This window comes from Kurthia populi (assembly GCF_042686175.1).
In the GTDB taxonomy this organism is placed as follows: domain Bacteria; phylum Bacillota; class Bacilli; order Bacillales_A; family Planococcaceae; genus Kurthia; species Kurthia populi.
In genome coordinates this window covers 1-16,340 of the sequence record NZ_JBHUOR010000024.1, presented here as the reverse complement: position 1 = coordinate 16,340, position 16,340 = coordinate 1, and the positions used below count along the sequence as shown (strand labels likewise).

Here is a 16,340-nt window from a genome sequence, read left to right as displayed (position 1 = left end):
AATCATGCACATAAATGACTTCATTCCTTCGTATTTAATCAATCTTTATTTCTTTTTCAATAACATTTCCATAACGGATATAGATCGTATCTTTTTCATTGATTTGCCATTTATTGAGCGCATAGTCTGTAGCATTGTCTGCTGTTACTGTTAGAACCGGTCTATCCCCTGTTGAAAATTTGCCATTTTCATCATAGTCCAAATACAAATCACCTGCTTGAACGGTATTTTCATATTCCTCTGCATCTGCCCATTCACGCGCTTTTTGAGTCATTCGAACCGTCGCATTACTATTTTGAGATAGTGTAAAGCGTTCCACTTTTGGATCTTTCCCGGCTTCCTCTGACGTATAAAGTACATCCTTATAGCCGATTGTTGCCGGAGCTGTTAATGTGGGTACATCTTTTGTATCAATGCTTGTAATTGCCGGTCTCGTTGCCGGGCTATAAATTGTTCGCGTACGAGTTAATTTATCATTTTTATCGTAAATATAAACCGTTGTATAGCCATTTCGTAAAAATGTCACTGGTGCATATTTAATACGTCCAATCGTATACTCACCAGTTGTCTCACCATCAATCGATAGCATCGCTGGATTATAGCGTACTTTATAGCCACTAACATCTGCTTTTGGTACCTCACCCGCGTATTTTCCATTCACATCTTCATAGTGCCATGTTAAATCATTTAAATTATTAAAGTCGATTTCCCCCTTTGCTGGAAGCTTACTCGTCGTCAGCGCGGTCTGTGCAAGTGTTTTTCCGCTCGCATTTTTATAATAAATCGTTCCTTTTTGACCAGCAGTTGTTGGTGTTAATGACGTATACACCTCAGCACTTGTAAATGTTTTTATCGGTGCGTAGCGGAATGGAATTGTCTTTGGATACTGAATGGTCGATTTATTTGCAGCCTTGTAATAAGGGTCTCCGTATTGGTCTTTTTGTGTTGCACGAAGCCCCGGAACAGCGAGTGGATTAATATCCTTCTCTATATAGGCCTTATACGTTTTCGGTGCCGTAATCGTTGTTAGCTTCCGCTTACTATCCACCACATTCACTGTAAAGGATTGCGTATAATTCCCAGCCTTCACTGTAATTTTTGCTTTCCCTGCTTTTTTCGCTACTAAATGTGGTGCAATAATAGGCAGTGAATCTTCACTACTAGCGTCCTGTAGATCCTCGTCACGGAATGAAATAACAGACGTATCCGAGCTTGTATAGGTTAGATTTGCACCATTCACACGGAACCCTGGATTAGCAAACTGTGCAGTAGAGACATAGCCTAATTCACCGACAACTAATGTTTTAGTTGGTGTCATTTGATAGTTGTAGTAATCTTGTCGAACTTTTAGATAAATTTCATCTGTTGCTACTTCCTCCTTTGGATTGTAAGCAGTAAAACGAATTTTCGTATCTAGCTCGCGCTTCTTACCATTCTTCTCGACACTTACATGAAGTGGGTACACCCCTTTGTTCGTCGTAGCAAGTTCCCCTGTTGTCGAGGTGGCACCTTCCGTAAAGATTGCTTGCTGTGCTGTAAATTTTATATCATAGCCCGCTTCTTTCCACTCCTTGACACTCTTTTGAGTAGCACCAATCTGCAACGCCAACGTATTTTCCTCACCCGGCTCAAATGTATCATTCGCAAGTGCTAAACTCGCCTGCGTTAAATCATAGTTTAACGTAAAGCTTTGATCACCAATTTGAACAGAAATGTCTTCATCGAGTGGTACAGGTGTATTCAATAACCAAACAGAATTATCCTCTTCACTTTGTATATAACCTTTGCCCTTTACATTTTTCCCATTCACCCGAATTTGTTCTTTCAATAACCAACTCGTATCTTCTCCAAGCACTTGAAGACGATTCAAATCAAGCATCGAAACCGAGTCAATCGTCACTATAGGCACGCCTTGATTGAATTTCACTGGGTACGGGCTCGCATCACCATCCGCAAGCTTGCCGTCCTTATAATAGTAAAGGCCTTTATAATCCGTCAATTCTTGGCTTACCTTACCATAAAAATAAAGTGTTCCTTCATATAGATAGTTTCCTTGTGGTGCACGACCCTCTACAAATAAATGACCATCTCTTAGTTGTGTCGGTGCCGTAGTATCTAACTTGCCATCTTTAAATAAATACTGCTTTGTAGCATCCATTTTTTCACCTGTCGATAAATGGCCTTTTTCATATAAATAGTAGAGGCCCGCTTTTTGATATACCTTTTCATCCGCGCTACTTAAACGACCATCCACATATAAATACTGTAAGTCCTTTGTCTGTACATTCCCTTGCGCTAAAAAGCCATTTTTAAATAGAAGTGTATTATTAAGCGCTTTTTTCGTGCCACTTTTTAGCTGTGTATCATAATAAAGACGCATTAAATTTCCTTCGCCAACAATGGCATAGCCCGTATTTAATACACTATTACGATACAATTTGTTATTCCAATAAACATATCCTTTATTTAATTTGCCGTCCTTATACAATTTCCCTTTGTAGAGTGCATATCCTTTTACTACTTTTTTCGTCGTTGCATCAATCAATACACCATCTTTCAATTGGTACGTTGCAGCTTGCGCAGGCTGTAAGGTGATTGTTGATGACATCATAAAGGCTAATGTGGTAGAAGCGATGAGTCTTTTCCATTTCATAAAAACACCTCCTTATTTTGTATAAGATTTAATATTTTATTTTATTGTAAAATATTCTCTATTTGCGGACAAGATGACAAGGTTCCATATAATAGATAGTCTTTAATACTTATTTTATTAATAGATACATGAAAAGATAGTATGCCTAATCACGTATGAGAAAGGGTATAAAAAAGGACAAGCTTTTTATGTGATTTTGCCGAAATGCTTGTTATAATAGCGATATAGTGAGGTGATAATATGACGTTTGGAAGCCACATTGACGCAATGCAACATCTTATGAATGACATACATAAAGCACGCGAAAACTTACGAAAAAAAATGGGTGAGGTGTATTTAACGTCTCAAAGCTGGTATGCCCTGCAACAATACAAAGCGACCTTAGAGAAGTGTGAGCAAATGTTTGATTTTTGCTTTGAACTAACCCTATTACATAATGAAATGACAGATGATGCGAGTCAAAAAATCATTTATAAGTCGGTGCAAAATCGAATGATGGATTTTATTGGCTATGTTGCTTTCCAGCAGCATTTGTTAACGATTTGGCAAGAAAGTGATATTACACCAGCGATTTTAAAGCTAGGCAAGCGTATCCAACAAACTTTAAACAGTGCGGCTAGTGATTTAAAACGCTATTTGAAATTACCAGATGATGATAATGATACAATGTCTCCACCCAATGTATTAAATTGAAACTTTTTTACTTTTTAAACGTACATATATATATCATCATTTGAAGGAGAAATGTTTTTTTGAAACGTTGAACAACGATCTTGCTCTTTTTTTCGTATTTTTTAATGCTTAGTCATGCGTACTATCAAACCATTGCTGAGCATTCACCCACAACAGCTAGTCAATTACAATTTATAGCTGTTGAGCAAACCGTGACACGGTAAAAAAGAACAAGCATCTGTCGCGTCATATGCTATTTTTAAAAGCATTATTATCTTAATCGAACGAATTATTGCGACACAAAAGCTTTATATTTATGGGAATCGACATTATCAATCCTGGCTATAAAGCAAAAACGAGAAGCGCACAAGTAGCCGCTTCTCGTTTTTTATTTGTTATAATTTGTTCCAATTTTATGGAGCTCTACAATTTTCCCACGTTGGAACAGCGAATTATATGTATAATCTATATCATATTCAATCGTATCCGTTGTATCAATACGCTTTTGAAATTGCTCGTCGATTTCATATGACGCATCATCGACGACTAAATAGTACGTATCATTCTTTTGCACAATATTTTCTTGTGTGATGCTCGTCCTCATCTGTCCTTCACTATGGAAAAACAAATAATTCACCGTAAAGAATAATAAGCCACCTATTCCTACAAACACAATGCTCTTCAGCCATTTATTCATAAAAACACCTCCTATTATGTAATATTTTACCATAAAAGGAGGTTATATTCATTAAGCTTTTGATGAAGATTCTACATCATCATGAATATTCATCTTGTAATGAATGATTGCCGTTACGAGCGCAAAAATACACGTGCCATACAATGTAATAGAAATTGATGGCATAAAGGCATCCAATAGCCCAATTAAACATAAAGCTAATATGTAATCAATGACGAAATCAAGTCCTGCCTGATATTGTTTTTCTAATAGTTCGAGTTCCACTAATACACTTGGAATCGCACCAATAAAAAAGGCAATAATAAAATCAAATACACCATATAATACAATGAATAATATACCCATCCATAAGGATGTATATTGCAAACCTAAAATTTTTAAGGCAAAAAATTCAATCACTCCTACCCCAATAAAAAGGAGTGCTACCACAAAGAGGCTCGCAGAAATTGCGAATTTTTCTTTCATTTATTAATCCCTCACTTCGTTACTAGCATAACAAGACTATCGACTAAATTCCATAAAAAAAGATAACCTGCCAATTAACACAATAATTAACAATTTATCATTAAATTTGGCATGCTATTATTCTCAACTGCTAACAAAACTTTATGTGAGTACTGTCGATTCACACAAAAGGGAATACCACTTTAAGTCTGAACGCTTAAAAAAAGAATAATCGTTCATGCTCATTCTTCTACTATATCATTTTGATACACTTTTGATAGGAGTGAAGAATATGAAAAAATGGATTATTAGTTTATCATTTGCAGCCTCTATGTTAGTCGCTGCATCTTCTGCATCAGCAGAAAGCATTACAGGGGACATCCCATCGGAGAGCAGTATTGCGAAATTTATTGTGAAGCATCCGCTTGCGAAATCACAGCCTCAAAAATATGTAACGCCCCCAACTTCAACAACAGTCGGCAAAACAGAGAACACCGCTGCACTGAATTCCGTAAATCTAGTACGATATTTAACAGATTTACCACAAGTCAAAGAGAATAAAAACTTCTCAAACTTAGCACAAAACGCTGCATTTTTAATGAACAAAAACAATCAGCTGGCGCACCAAATTCCAGTGCCGCAAGGGATGTCCAGTACAAGTAAAACGTATAAAAAAGGTGCATTTGCTGGACTTGCTAGTAATATCGGCGTTGGGTATTACAATATCCAGCAATCGATTTTAAATGGCTACATGATTGACAGTGGTGGTAATAAGACCGCCATTGGTCACCGTAAGTGGTTGTTAAACCCTTCTATGCGCTCAATCGGCTTTGGTAAAGTTGGTAGTTATACAGATACATATGTTTTTGATAATAAAGCAGCTGTTCATCAACAACTACCTGGCTATTATAATTGGTCAAAAAAAGATTTACAGGAACCAGGGGGCTGGGGGCTTGCTGAAAAAAATTATAGCAATGCTAAAATCGCATGGCCTGCTCAGCGTATGCCTATTCAATTAATGACACAAGATACCCCATTCTCTGTATCACTCGGCAAAAATTATACGATTTCAGATCGTGTTAAAATCACGATGAAAACGAGTAAGAAATCCGTAACGATTGATTCAAAAAATTTAAAGGATGGCCAGCATTATAGTGTCAGCTCATCAGGATATGGTTATATGAATGCGATTGTATGGCATGCTAAATTAGGCGATTTTAAATTTAAGGATAATGAAGTGTATACCATTAAAATTTCGGGCTTATTGAAAAATAACAAAGCCACCACGATTAGCTATAAGGTTCGTTTCTTTGATTTAGAAGATTCATTTGCAAAACCAAGCTATCCAACGAAAATCACGTTGAAAAAAGGAAAATCATATACATTTAGCAATTTAAAACGTTTAGATTTCACAAATAGTGCAAATGTTGATTTAACAGTTAGCAATACAAAATCATTAAAAAAAGTTAGCAATTATACATTTAAATCGTTGAAAAAGGGTACTGCCTACGTAACCGTAACGAATAAAGTGCATCATCAAACGAAGAAAATTAAAGTTGTTACAAAATAATCAAAAAACACCGCTCCCATTGGAAGTGGTGCTTTTTGATTATCTTACAAATTGCTTCGATACCCAGCCAGTGCTACCACTAACTGTATCATATACTTCATACCAACCATCCACTGAATCCGTTACATACAAATAGGTGCCATTTTCAAGTGACGTTACTTTACTATAGCCCTTTCCTGGTCCAGAACGCAGTACTAGAGTGCTACTTCCTGTATTGACAACAACTGTACTCGGTAATGAAGATTGTGAAGGTTGTGAAACGACAGGTTGCTGTGATGACACGTAGCTACTATGCACCCAGCCCATGGCGCCATAGCTATCAACATAGACCTCATACCAGTTGCCTTGACGACCGAGTAAAGTCATACCAGTCGCATTCGGTAAAGATTTGCTTAGACGCTTACTACTCGTTTGGCTAGGGCCTGTACGTAAAAACAGTCCAGCGTTTGATTTTCCTGTATTGACATAGACATAGCCATTTACATAATGATACGGCTCATTTTGTGCCGCATTTGGGTTCGCTACAGGTGTCTGTTGCTTTACTGTTACTTTCTCCGCTTTTGCAGCCTGTGCTTTTTTCTCTTCAAGAGAGGCTTCTTTTTTGTCCTTTTTCGCCTGTTCTTTTTTCTTACCCTCTAACTGGTAATATACTTTGTCGCCTTTTACCGTACCTAATTTTTTCGCATCTCTTGCAAGTGTTTGCTTTAGCTTTTTGAGCTCTTGCTTTTCATTTTTAGTCGCTTCACTATCATTTAAGCGCATCGCCTCTGACAAACGAATACTACTCCGTATTGTCTCATGATACGTTTCTGCTAAAGCAAGCTCCGGTGCATCATCTTTCCATTCACTTGTTGACGATGCTTGTAAAAAATAAGACTCAAAGAAATTTAACGCCATATCTCCATTCGAGCCTGTTGTATAAGACTTGTCTAGTACAGAATCTAAGAAATCATTTAGTTTTTTCCCTTGATTGTCCACGGCCGAGCCATACTCCTTCGTATACCTCTGCGCATAGGTTGTTAAAGCATCTGTTTTGGCACGCGAATCCTCATAAGAAGCATCACTTAACTTTTTGATTTCCTCTTTATAATCTTTAGGAATCGACTCATCTTGCGGGGCTGCTTGCTGACTTTCATTTGATTTTTCTTTTTCAGAATTACATGCTGTTAATACAAGGGTGGTTGCTAATAATGCTGCAACCCCATACATTTTTTTCATTTATCCATCCACCTCACTTAACAGCATTATACCAAAACACGTCCTTTGTTTGTTATTTTTTACAATTTTTATCATTAATAAGAGCCTATTTTTTATTTTTTCATAAAAAAAGAGAGCCGCTTCTTCAGGCTCTCTACTTTTCTTCGACTTCCTTTAAACATTTGCATAAATTTCTTGGTTTTTCTCACGAAATTTTTCATTATGTGATGATACCATTGCTACTTTATTGGCTTCAGGGTTCATATATAATTTCGCACTATTCACCGCAAGAACTGCATCTTGGAATGTGCCGAGCAATAAATTCACCTTATCCTCATATGTGACAATATCCCCTGCACCAAAAATTCCTTGAACTGTTGTTTGACATTTGCCGATGCTTTGCAAATAATAATTATCTTTGCATTCCGGGCGAATGTCTTCATCAAATTCAAGGGATACTTCACGATCATACCCATGACTAATAATAACATCATCTATATTAAACGTCGTATTATCACCATTTTGACAAACAGTCACTTGTTCAATCGCCGTTTTTTGCTCATTTGACTGTAGGGATACAAGCTCAGAATTTAGCATAATTTCCACGCCATTTTCACGTAGATTACGCACCTGCGCCTCATGTGCCGTCAATTCCTCTTTACGGTAAATTAATGTCACTGATTTTGCAATTGGTAAAAGCTCAACGGCCCAGTCTACAGCACCATTACCGCCACCAGAAATTAATACATCATGATTACGGAAACGTTCGATGCCTTTAATCGTATAATGTAAATTTGTCATTTCGTATTTTTCAGCACCATCGATTGCTAGTTTAATCGGCTTATAAATGCCGCCACCTGTTGCGATAATAATTGTTTTGGAATAATGCTGTGCACCATCATTTGTTTCAATCACGAAGTAATCTTGTTCTTTGCGCACATTTTGCACCTTTGTTTCTAAACAAATCGTTGGATCAAATGTCTTTGCTTGTGCTACAAGATTTTCGACGAACTGCGCTGCAACGATTGGTGGCTGACCACCGACATCCCATAGCATTTTTTCTTGAAAAATATTAACCTTACCACCTAAAGTGGGTTGAAACTCAATAATTTTCGTTTTCAAATCGCGTAGGCCGCTATAAAAAGCGCTATATAAGCCAGCAGGTCCTCCACCAACAATCGTTACATCAAATAATTCCATCGAATCGCTCCTCATTAAATTAGTTCGTATGATAAACAGACAGGCTTATCTGTTTTTGGGTCGCGTACAATTGTTGCATCAATATTAAATACTTTCGCAAGAATTTCCGGCTGCATCATTTCCTCCACACTACCTTGCTTCACTAATTCCCCATTACGTAAAGCAATCAGGTTATGTGAAAAACGCGCCGCATGATTTAAATCATGCAATACCATAATAACGGTGCGGCCTTGCTCTTCATTTAATTTTTTTAGTAACTGTAAAACTTCTAGCTGATGCGCCATATCTAAATAAGTCGTTGGCTCATCTAAGAAAATAATATCGGTTTTTTGTGCAAGTGCCATCGCAATCCACACACGTTGGCGCTGGCCACCTGATAAGGTATCTACTTCACGATATTTATAGTCTAGTGTGTTGGTTACTTCAAGTGCCCAGTCAATGATTTCATAATCTTCATTCGTCAGCTTTGAAAAACCCGATTGATGCGGGAAGCGGCCATATGACACAAGTTCTCCTACTGTTAAACCTGCTGGATTTTCCGCAATTTGCGGTAAAATTGCTAAGCGCTTAGCAAGCTCTTTTGTTTTATAGTTAGCAATAGCCGCACCATCTAAATAAATCGAGCCGTTACTATATGGAATAATACGAGTCATTGCCTTTAATAACGTCGATTTTCCGCAACCATTCGGTCCAATAATCGTCGTAATTTCGCCTTCTTTGAAACTTAAAGAAACATCACGTACAATTTTTGTTTTCTCATAGCCAACATCTACATGCTCTACCAAAATGTCGTTCTTCATTTAGAAAATTCTCCTTTAAACAAAAAGAGATTGCCTTACGCATGCAAGTACAATCTCTAATTTAACGCTTATTTTGCTAAAGCGTCTGTAATTTCTTCAACAATTTTTGTATTCGCAATCGCACCTGTGTATAGCCAAGGAGATTCTGTACCTAATTTGTGTAAATTACCCGATTTTACAGCTGGAATTGTATTCCATAGTTTGTCGCTTAATGCTTTTTTACTTGCATCATCATCTGATTCAATTAAGAATAAGTGATCAGCATCCATTGTTACTAGTTTTTCTAATGAAATTTCGCTCCAGTTACCTGTTGCTTTTTCAGAAATTTCTTTTACAACTGCTGGCACTTTTAAGCCAAGGTCATTATACATAACATCTCCGCTTGAAAGATTATCTGATACGATGAAGAATTTACCGCCAGTTACCCAAACAGCTGCAGTAGATATGTCGCCTGCTTTATCTTTAATTTCTTTTTTTGCTTCAGCAGCTTTGTCTTCGTAATCAGCTAACACTTGTTTTGCTTCCGCTTCTTTACCAAATACTTCGCCCATTTTTGTTAATTCATCGCGCCAATCATTGTTTACTTCTTTACCGATAACATAAGTTGGTGCAATTTTATTGTATTGATCGTATTTATCGCCCTCTACCATAGAAGCTGAATCCATTACGATTAAATCTGGTTTAAAACTTTGAACGGCTTCAAGTGGTAAATCGTACGAAATTGTTGGAATATCTTTTAATTCCTCTTGTAAGTAATCTTGCACGCCATTTGTCACAGACCACTGCGCCACTGGTGTAATACCTAAAGCAACTAAGTTATCTTCTAAGTATGTTGCGATAACGCGTTTTGGTTGTTCAGGTACTTTTACTTCATGGCCCATTGCATCTGTTAATGTACGTGTTTTTGTTGCTTGATCTGTTTGCTCTGTTTTTTCTTTATTATCTGAAGAAGAATTCGAGTCGTTACCACACCCCGCTAATACTAAAGCTAATGCTCCTGCGCATGCGAAACCAAATTTTTTCATTTTAAAAGCCATTATTGAATTCTCCTAACTATCTATTTAAGTTTTAAGTAGTTTATTTTCATTTACTATAATGTTATAATTCCTCATATGATGATAATGAAAATCTTTCTCACTTAAGATAAAACAAATTTTTTATTATGTCAACACATGAATCCAGGAGTTATTACTATGAACGAAAAAAAATCTTTTAGTTATTTAGCAAGTCACTATCGTTCTTCTTTTAGATGGATTGCAACAATCTTCCTTATCATACTTGTACTTTTTGCTGTTGCACTTTCTATTCGATTTGGGGCGAGTGATTTAACGTATAAAGGAATTTGGGATGCGCTATTTCATTATGATGAAACAAATAGCGCCCATGTTATCTTGCATGAATTACGCCTACCACGCGCCATTGCAGGTCTTTTAGTTGGCGCAGCACTTGCCGTATCAGGTGCAATTATGCAAGGTGTGACGCGAAATGCTTTAGCTGAGCCGTCTATTTTAGGAGTTACAGCAGGCGCTGGATTTATGCTTTCCATCGCATACGCGGTAACAAAAGCACCTGACTTCTCAACACTTGTGCTGTTTTCATTTATCGGCGCTGGAGCAGGAGCTGCACTTGTCTTTACATTAACAGCTATCGGTAAAGGTGGCATCACACCGGTGAAGCTCGCACTCGCCGGTTCTGCCATTACAGCTATGCTCAGTGCCTTATCAACAACAATTGGCTTAAAATATGATGTCGCAAAAGACATTAGCTTTTGGTACGCTGGCGGCTTATCTTCTATCCAGCCCATACATGTACAAGTAGCCGTACCATTTATTGTTGCTGGTCTTTTGCTCGCATTCTTCCTATCTAAATCCATCTCTGTCATGAGTTTAGGAGAAGAGGTCGCGAAAGGACTTGGTCAACGCACAACACTTATCCGTATTTTATGTACCATTGTTGTACTTTTACTAACAGGGGCAGCTGTATCAATTGCCGGCATTATTGGCTTTGTTGGCCTTGTTGTACCGCATATTGTCCGCGCTATTGTTGGTGTCGATTATCGCTGGATCATTCCGGTATCTGCCATTGTTGGTGGCTGTCTGCTACTCTTCGCAGATATTTTAGGTCGTATCATTATGAGTCCATTTGAGACGCCAGTTGGTGCGATTACCGCAATTATAGGCGTACCATTCTTCTTATACTTGGCACGCAAAGATGGAAGAGGTTTATAATGCAAAATTCATTACGCAAACATTCAAGTCGATTTTATTTCTATTTAGTTGCCTGTCTCGTGTTATTAGTTGTCGCGATGTTTATTAGCGTCAATACAGGCTATATTCAAATTTCATTTTTTAGCTTCCTTCAAACAATGGTTGGACTTGGCAACCCAGAGGATGCCATGACTATTTTTGACTTCCGTATGCCACGCATTACGATGGCGATTTTAGTCGGCATGGGCATCGCTGTCTCAGGGGCTATTTTACAAAGTATTTCAAGTAATCCGTTAGCTGACCCCGGTATTTTAGGGATCAACTCAGGAGCGGGCTTCGCCATTGTACTCTATACATTTTTCTTTCAAAGCTTTGTTGCTACAAACTCAGCATTTTTTGTGTTTTTAAAACCTGTTGTGGCATTATTTGGTGCACTGCTTGCAGCATTTCTTATTTATACACTCGCATATCATAAAGGAAGGATTGCACCCACTCGCATGCTTTTAATTGGGATTGGGATTAATGCCGCATTTAGTGCCGGTATTACGATTTTTCAATTACGCATGGAGCCAGTTGATTTCACACGAACACTCGTCTGGCTATCAGGCTCAATCTATGCAACGTCTTGGACATTTGTTTTAGCATTACTGCCATGGCTTCTTATTTTACTACCAATCGCCTTTTATAAATCCCGTACACTCGATATTATTTCACTAAATGAAATGTCTGCTATTGGTGTCGGTATTAATGTCAATAAAGAGCGAAAATGGCTATTAATTTTAGCGGTGCTTTTAGCAGGTAGCTGTGTAGCCGTTGGTGGTGGCCTGACATTCCTTGGACTGATTGCACCACATATTGCACGTCGTTTAGTTGGTCGTTCACATATGCGTGTACTACCGCTAAGCGCACTAATTGGCGCATTACTCGTTGTTGCATCGGATACGATCGCACGTATCGTCATCGCACCTGCAGAATTGCCTGTTGGGGTCATCTTATCGATTGTCGGTGCACCATATTTTATTTATCTACTATTAAAAACACGCAATTAAAAAAGAGGCTGACCGTTTCCCTTGGTCTTAGCCTCTTTTTTTATGCCTTCTTCAGCATATCTACATGTGGAATATCATCTTCTAAATACGTTTCAGAGATAACTTCAAAGCCAAACGAGCCATAAAATTTGCGTAAATAATCCTGTGCTTGGATTTTAATCGTCGTTTCATGAAGCTCATCTTCTAAAAAGCGTAATGCTTTCTTTAGTAATTGCTGTGCTAATCCTTTTCCGCGGTAGTTTTGCTTCACAAGAACGCGTCCAATCGATGCCTCATCATAGGATACACCTGCCGGTAGCACACGTAAATATGCCACAATTTCACCGTCCTGCTCTTTAAATAAATGATACGAAGCAAAATCTTTGCCATCTAGTTCTGGATATGGACATGCCTGCTCGACAACAAATACATCTGTACGCTTCTTCAAAATAGCATACAATTCCTTCGTTGATAATTCATCAAATTTTTTGATTGACCACATTGTCATCATCCTTTACAGCTTTTTACTTCGTCATTATACCATGCTTAGTGCTAACACATCTTCACGCTGCGACAACGGTAATTTTGTATCGATTAGAAGTGTACAAAAAGCAGTATAAACATCTTCTATCGCCTTATCAAAGAGTGCCGGTGGAATCAGCTTACTCCATTGCTGAGCTTCATCATCCGTATACAAATGCATACCCGCGTCCGATTTCGTAATTAAAAACGTTACAGTAGAATCTAAAAATAAAATATCATTTACCCCATCATATTCTTTATAGGTTTTTAGCGCCTTAAGTAACCCACAAACATCAGTGGTGCTCTCTTCGAAAAATAACTCACCATCTAAATAGACGACTAACTTTCCATCAAAGTAAAAATTATCTGCTTGGCTTTTTAAATTATGCCATGCAAACGCAGCTGCCCTAGGGTCTGTGAGCGCAACATCCTCATCTAACGCCAAAGAAATCATTTCCGTTTCCTCGTCATATTCAATGGGCGGCAGTAAAAGCTCCATACGCATCTCTTTCACTGTCTCTGCCTGATGCTTGAATTCGATAGAGGCAAGCTTCCCCTTTGCAAATGAAAATACAGCATTATAATACGTATACACAGCTGTAGGTTGCTTTCGTAGAATCTTAAAATATGTACCGCCATAAATCGTTAATTTCTTTCGACGTTCGAAATCGTCACGGGTAAAACGCAGCGTCGCAATTTGTTGATTTGCATCAACTCCAACCTCACAGCCGACATCTTTTAGCAACACCTTTTCAACAACAGGCTGCTGTGTAATCGTAAAAATAGTGCTTTCTTTCGAATGATATATCGTCATGGGTGACCTCCTTTTTTCATTAATAAGCTCGCTGTGCATGGTATAATTATACATAATATCCCTTTAAAGGTGGTGTTTAGATGCACGATCCTGAAAAGCTGCACCGTCAAGAAGCCGAAAAAAATCCAGGTGGTACTTTAAATGATAGCATCAACCAACCTGTTAGAGCCGGGACAAACTGGAAAGCTACACTTTCCATTATTGTCATATTGGTGATTAGTTATGTCATTTATCAATTATTGTTTTAATCTAGGTAGACATCATGGCACGATGTCTGCCTTTTTTATCTTTTCTAGCCCCAATATTATTATGTTAAACTTATTCAATACATTCTTCTCGTAAGGAGTGAAAATAATGAGATGTGTAAACGAAGATTTTTTTAATGAAGACTATTTTACGTTACTTGATGTCGCTTTTAAGCTATCCGACTTTTTTGAGTTCACGATTAAAGAAGAGTCCATTAAAGTTAATGCCGACAATGTGTTGAATGAAAATCTCTTAGAAGAAACCTATTCAACTGTGCTAGAACCGCTAGATGAATTTTTAATCAAACGAAAAGTGCATCGTTATGGAAATATTGCGCATATATATGGCTCTGAAAGAAAATCACATGTTTTTCGCTATAAATCCATTCGTCGTGCGAAAGAAGTACTTAAAACCTTTACAAATCATGCATTTGGTTGGGAAATGGGCGAACTCCCTGAATATTTAGCCTTCTATTCCAATGATAAACCGTTATTTGTCATCGTTGAAGATGAAGCCGAGATATGGTTTTACGATGAAAGTGAAGCGGAATTAATTCCAACATTAATCGAACGTCTATCTACATAGCGTTATATGCTTACATCATTAAAAAAAGAGGCTGCGACAAAACACGTCATGTTCCGTTTTTTCTTATGCTCATAGGAGAGGTGATTTCTACACGTATGTCAAAGCCTCTTTTATCTATTTCATTGCTAACTTCACCGACACAGGGAGTATTTCTTCAAAAACACCTGCTGGATTAAGCTGCAATAATGTTTCACGAACATCTTGCTCAAATGCTTGTATGCGTGCTTCACTTCCTAAAAATTGTTTTAGACCGTAAGATGTTGAGTAATGATTGCCTAAGATAGCGTCAATTGTCCACGTATATGTATAAGGAGCTAATGAATATTGCTGTAAGGTAAAAGCAGATTCCTCAATTACCGTTGCATGGCTTTTTACTGGATGCGTATACGTTGTATTACCGGCTCTGCGCTCTGCTCCGTACCATTTCTTCACAACTTGTTTAAATGCCTGCTCCCAAGGCGTTATTTCTTTATCCGGTATGTACTGATCAATAAGTGCTACGCCACCACCTGATTGAATCAGTGGATAAAGTGTATGTAACAGCGCTTCGCGGTTCATCCAATGAAAAGATTTTGCCATTGTTACAAGCTGAAGTTTATCTATAGACTGATGCGCTAAAAACTGTACGAGGTCTCCATTGAAAAAATGTACATTTGAGACGCGAAGCAGCTCTTTTTTGCGCATTGCCTCACATAGCATTTCCTTATCCGTATCAATGCCTATGACCTCGTCAAACCAATCGAATAAACGAAAGGAAATTTCTCCTGTGCCACAGCCAATATCCAGCAGTTTCTGCTGACCATTATCAGCAAACTTCTCTACTAAAAAGCGAATGAGATGTGCCGGATACACTGGTCGATACTGTGCATAATACGCTGCTGCTCCTTCAAATAAATTTTCACCATAATTTGTCATATACTTTCCCTCACTAATAATAATTTTCCAATTACCAACTATTAATATTTGTACTATTTTTGACTTTTACCCACTACGCATTTCTTGCATCGTTGGAAAATTTAACGCAACGACCCAATAGTGTTTTTCTCATTATTATTTTAATAATATGGGTACTATTCATAAAAAAAGCTGCTTTTTCCAATAAAGAAAAAACAGCATTATTCTTATTTTTTCTGTACATTTTGATGCAGTGCTTGCTCAATTTGCTCAAAGTGCTTTAAATCATGCGCCATCTGACCATTGAACTCCCCCCACTTAGCCATTCTTTGAACGTTGCTTGAAGTGGGAGATTCCTACGAACAGTGCTTGCTTGTTTCCAGTTGCTCGAAACAGCGGCTTCACTTTTTTTAGTAGGCTATCCCCGTAGTTCCTACGGTTGTTGCTTTAAAAGTCTTAACCCTTCGATTAAGATATTCTTACTTGCATTAATATCTCGGTCTAGTGTCGTACCACAAGATGAACAAGTCCACACACGAATAGCTAATGGTTTCTTGCCATCTCGATGACCGCAAATATGACAAATTTGGCTCGATGGGAAGAATCTGTCGATTTCGACAATTTTTCGATCGAACCATTTTGCCTTATACATCAGTTTTTGTACAAAAGAAGACCATGACACATCACGAATCGCTTTCGCTAACTTATGAACTGCACCCCAATTGTTAGACACAATCTAACAATTGGAGGTGTGGTTTTTTTATGACGAAATTTACGAGCGCATTAAAATTAGCGATTGTACAGGGATTTA

At 37.8% G+C, this 16,340-nt stretch carries 17 protein-coding genes; 6 read left to right on the top strand and 11 right to left on the bottom strand.

From position 1 onward, the window contains the following. Positions 1 to 34 precede the first annotated feature (34 nt). Complete coding sequence (locus tag ACFSY7_RS04735; RefSeq protein WP_380147038.1) at positions 35 to 2,653, bottom strand: hypothetical protein; 2,619 nt, start codon at positions 2,651 to 2,653, stop codon at positions 35 to 37. Positions 2,654 to 2,893: 240 nt separating this feature from the next. Between ACFSY7_RS04735 and ACFSY7_RS04730 the strand changes: the two genes are divergently transcribed. Further along, a complete protein-coding gene (locus ACFSY7_RS04730) occupies positions 2,894 to 3,346 on the top strand; it encodes a hypothetical protein (RefSeq protein WP_380147037.1) in 453 nt (150 codons plus the stop codon). A 367-nt stretch (positions 3,347 to 3,713) separates the two neighbouring features. Here the strand turns inward: ACFSY7_RS04730 and ACFSY7_RS04725 are convergent, their stop codons facing one another. Both ACFSY7_RS04725 and ACFSY7_RS04720 read right to left on the bottom strand, forming a co-directional pair. Continuing rightward, entirely contained in the window at positions 3,714 to 4,022 is a 309-nt protein-coding gene (locus ACFSY7_RS04725) for a hypothetical protein (RefSeq protein ID WP_380147036.1), read from the bottom strand. Positions 4,023 to 4,073: 51 nt separating this feature from the next. Continuing rightward, a complete protein-coding gene (locus ACFSY7_RS04720; protein ID WP_126991318.1) occupies positions 4,074 to 4,487 on the bottom strand; it encodes a YrvL family regulatory protein in 414 nt (137 codons plus the stop codon). A 271-nt stretch (positions 4,488 to 4,758) separates the two neighbouring features. Here ACFSY7_RS04720 and ACFSY7_RS04715 point away from each other — a divergent pair, with 271 nt between their 5' ends. Continuing rightward, complete coding sequence (locus ACFSY7_RS04715; protein WP_380147035.1) at positions 4,759 to 6,036, top strand: CAP domain-containing protein; 1,278 nt, start codon at positions 4,759 to 4,761, stop codon at positions 6,034 to 6,036. Positions 6,037 to 6,075: 39 nt separating this feature from the next. Here the strand turns inward: ACFSY7_RS04715 and ACFSY7_RS04710 are convergent, their stop codons facing one another. From ACFSY7_RS04710 to ACFSY7_RS04695, 4 genes are all read right to left on the bottom strand, one after another. Then, complete coding sequence (locus ACFSY7_RS04710; protein WP_380147034.1) at positions 6,076 to 7,254, bottom strand: SH3 domain-containing protein; 1,179 nt, start codon at positions 7,252 to 7,254, stop codon at positions 6,076 to 6,078. A 153-nt stretch (positions 7,255 to 7,407) separates the two neighbouring features. Continuing rightward, entirely contained in the window at positions 7,408 to 8,433 is a 1,026-nt protein-coding gene (locus ACFSY7_RS04705) for an NAD(P)/FAD-dependent oxidoreductase (protein WP_380147033.1), read from the bottom strand. A gap of 14 nt (positions 8,434 to 8,447) precedes the next feature. Further along, the gene (locus ACFSY7_RS04700; protein ID WP_380147032.1) at positions 8,448 to 9,233 is read right to left on the bottom strand and encodes an ABC transporter ATP-binding protein; all 786 of its coding nucleotides are present in this window, start codon (positions 9,231 to 9,233) and stop codon (positions 8,448 to 8,450) included. Between the two features lie 68 nt (positions 9,234 to 9,301). Further along, positions 9,302 to 10,270, bottom strand: coding sequence for an ABC transporter substrate-binding protein (locus ACFSY7_RS04695; RefSeq protein ID WP_139994078.1), 969 nt, complete (start codon positions 10,268 to 10,270; stop codon positions 9,302 to 9,304). 156 nt (positions 10,271 to 10,426) lie between these two features. Here ACFSY7_RS04695 and ACFSY7_RS04690 point away from each other — a divergent pair, with 156 nt between their 5' ends. Both ACFSY7_RS04690 and ACFSY7_RS04685 read left to right on the top strand, forming a co-directional pair. Then, positions 10,427 to 11,461 (top strand): FecCD family ABC transporter permease, encoded by a 1,035-nt coding sequence (locus ACFSY7_RS04690; protein ID WP_233600607.1) that lies wholly within the window; start codon positions 10,427 to 10,429, stop codon positions 11,459 to 11,461. Further along, the gene (locus ACFSY7_RS04685) at positions 11,461 to 12,489 is read left to right on the top strand and encodes a FecCD family ABC transporter permease (RefSeq protein WP_380147030.1); all 1,029 of its coding nucleotides are present in this window, start codon (positions 11,461 to 11,463) and stop codon (positions 12,487 to 12,489) included. Before ACFSY7_RS04690 ends, ACFSY7_RS04685 begins: the two co-directional genes overlap by 1 nt. Before the next feature lie 40 nt (positions 12,490 to 12,529). On the opposite strand, the gene ACFSY7_RS04680 is transcribed toward ACFSY7_RS04685, so the two are convergent. Next, entirely contained in the window at positions 12,530 to 12,970 is a 441-nt protein-coding gene (locus ACFSY7_RS04680) for a GNAT family N-acetyltransferase (RefSeq protein WP_380147029.1), read from the bottom strand. Between the two features lie 33 nt (positions 12,971 to 13,003). Further along, positions 13,004 to 13,804, bottom strand: coding sequence for a hypothetical protein (locus tag ACFSY7_RS04675; RefSeq protein ID WP_380147028.1), 801 nt, complete (start codon positions 13,802 to 13,804; stop codon positions 13,004 to 13,006). Between the two features lie 80 nt (positions 13,805 to 13,884). Here ACFSY7_RS04675 and ACFSY7_RS04670 point away from each other — a divergent pair, with 80 nt between their 5' ends. Both ACFSY7_RS04670 and ACFSY7_RS04665 read left to right on the top strand, forming a co-directional pair. Continuing rightward, a complete protein-coding gene (locus ACFSY7_RS04670) occupies positions 13,885 to 14,052 on the top strand; it encodes a DUF6366 family protein (RefSeq protein ID WP_158621042.1) in 168 nt (55 codons plus the stop codon). A gap of 106 nt (positions 14,053 to 14,158) precedes the next feature. Further along, positions 14,159 to 14,635: a hypothetical protein gene (locus ACFSY7_RS04665; protein WP_126991309.1), complete on the top strand. Its 477-nt coding sequence runs from the start codon at positions 14,159 to 14,161 to the stop codon at positions 14,633 to 14,635. A 114-nt stretch (positions 14,636 to 14,749) separates the two neighbouring features. On the opposite strand, the gene ACFSY7_RS04660 is transcribed toward ACFSY7_RS04665, so the two are convergent. Beyond that, positions 14,750 to 15,550: a class I SAM-dependent methyltransferase gene (locus tag ACFSY7_RS04660; RefSeq protein WP_186439600.1), complete on the bottom strand. Its 801-nt coding sequence runs from the start codon at positions 15,548 to 15,550 to the stop codon at positions 14,750 to 14,752. A gap of 412 nt (positions 15,551 to 15,962) precedes the next feature. Continuing rightward, entirely contained in the window at positions 15,963 to 16,262 is a 300-nt protein-coding gene (locus ACFSY7_RS04655) for an RNA-guided endonuclease TnpB family protein (protein ID WP_380147027.1), read from the bottom strand. Positions 16,263 to 16,340: the final 78 nt, after the last annotated feature.

Excerpts from the sequence above, each read along its gene's own strand:
- ACFSY7_RS04735 (WP_380147038.1), bottom strand. The coding sequence starts at position 2,653 with ATGAAATGGAAAAGACTCATCGCTTCTACCACATTAGCCTTTATGATG.
- ACFSY7_RS04730 (WP_380147037.1), top strand. The coding sequence starts at position 2,894 with ATGACGTTTGGAAGCCACATTGACGCAATGCAACATCTTATGAATGAC.
- ACFSY7_RS04725 (WP_380147036.1), bottom strand. The coding sequence starts at position 4,022 with ATGAATAAATGGCTGAAGAGCATTGTGTTTGTAGGAATAGGTGGCTTA.
- ACFSY7_RS04720 (WP_126991318.1), bottom strand. The coding sequence starts at position 4,487 with ATGAAAGAAAAATTCGCAATTTCTGCGAGCCTCTTTGTGGTAGCACTC.
- ACFSY7_RS04715 (WP_380147035.1), top strand. The coding sequence starts at position 4,759 with ATGAAAAAATGGATTATTAGTTTATCATTTGCAGCCTCTATGTTAGTC.
- ACFSY7_RS04710 (WP_380147034.1), bottom strand. The coding sequence starts at position 7,254 with ATGAAAAAAATGTATGGGGTTGCAGCATTATTAGCAACCACCCTTGTA.
- ACFSY7_RS04705 (WP_380147033.1), bottom strand. The coding sequence starts at position 8,433 with ATGGAATTATTTGATGTAACGATTGTTGGTGGAGGACCTGCTGGCTTA.
- ACFSY7_RS04700 (WP_380147032.1), bottom strand. The coding sequence starts at position 9,233 with ATGAAGAACGACATTTTGGTAGAGCATGTAGATGTTGGCTATGAGAAA.
- ACFSY7_RS04695 (WP_139994078.1), bottom strand. The coding sequence starts at position 10,270 with ATGGCTTTTAAAATGAAAAAATTTGGTTTCGCATGCGCAGGAGCATTA.
- ACFSY7_RS04690 (WP_233600607.1), top strand. The coding sequence starts at position 10,427 with ATGAACGAAAAAAAATCTTTTAGTTATTTAGCAAGTCACTATCGTTCT.
- ACFSY7_RS04685 (WP_380147030.1), top strand. The coding sequence starts at position 11,461 with ATGCAAAATTCATTACGCAAACATTCAAGTCGATTTTATTTCTATTTA.
- ACFSY7_RS04680 (WP_380147029.1), bottom strand. The coding sequence starts at position 12,970 with ATGTGGTCAATCAAAAAATTTGATGAATTATCAACGAAGGAATTGTAT.
- ACFSY7_RS04675 (WP_380147028.1), bottom strand. The coding sequence starts at position 13,804 with ATGACGATATATCATTCGAAAGAAAGCACTATTTTTACGATTACACAG.
- ACFSY7_RS04670 (WP_158621042.1), top strand. The coding sequence starts at position 13,885 with ATGCACGATCCTGAAAAGCTGCACCGTCAAGAAGCCGAAAAAAATCCA.
- ACFSY7_RS04665 (WP_126991309.1), top strand. The coding sequence starts at position 14,159 with ATGAGATGTGTAAACGAAGATTTTTTTAATGAAGACTATTTTACGTTA.
- ACFSY7_RS04660 (WP_186439600.1), bottom strand. The coding sequence starts at position 15,550 with ATGACAAATTATGGTGAAAATTTATTTGAAGGAGCAGCAGCGTATTAT.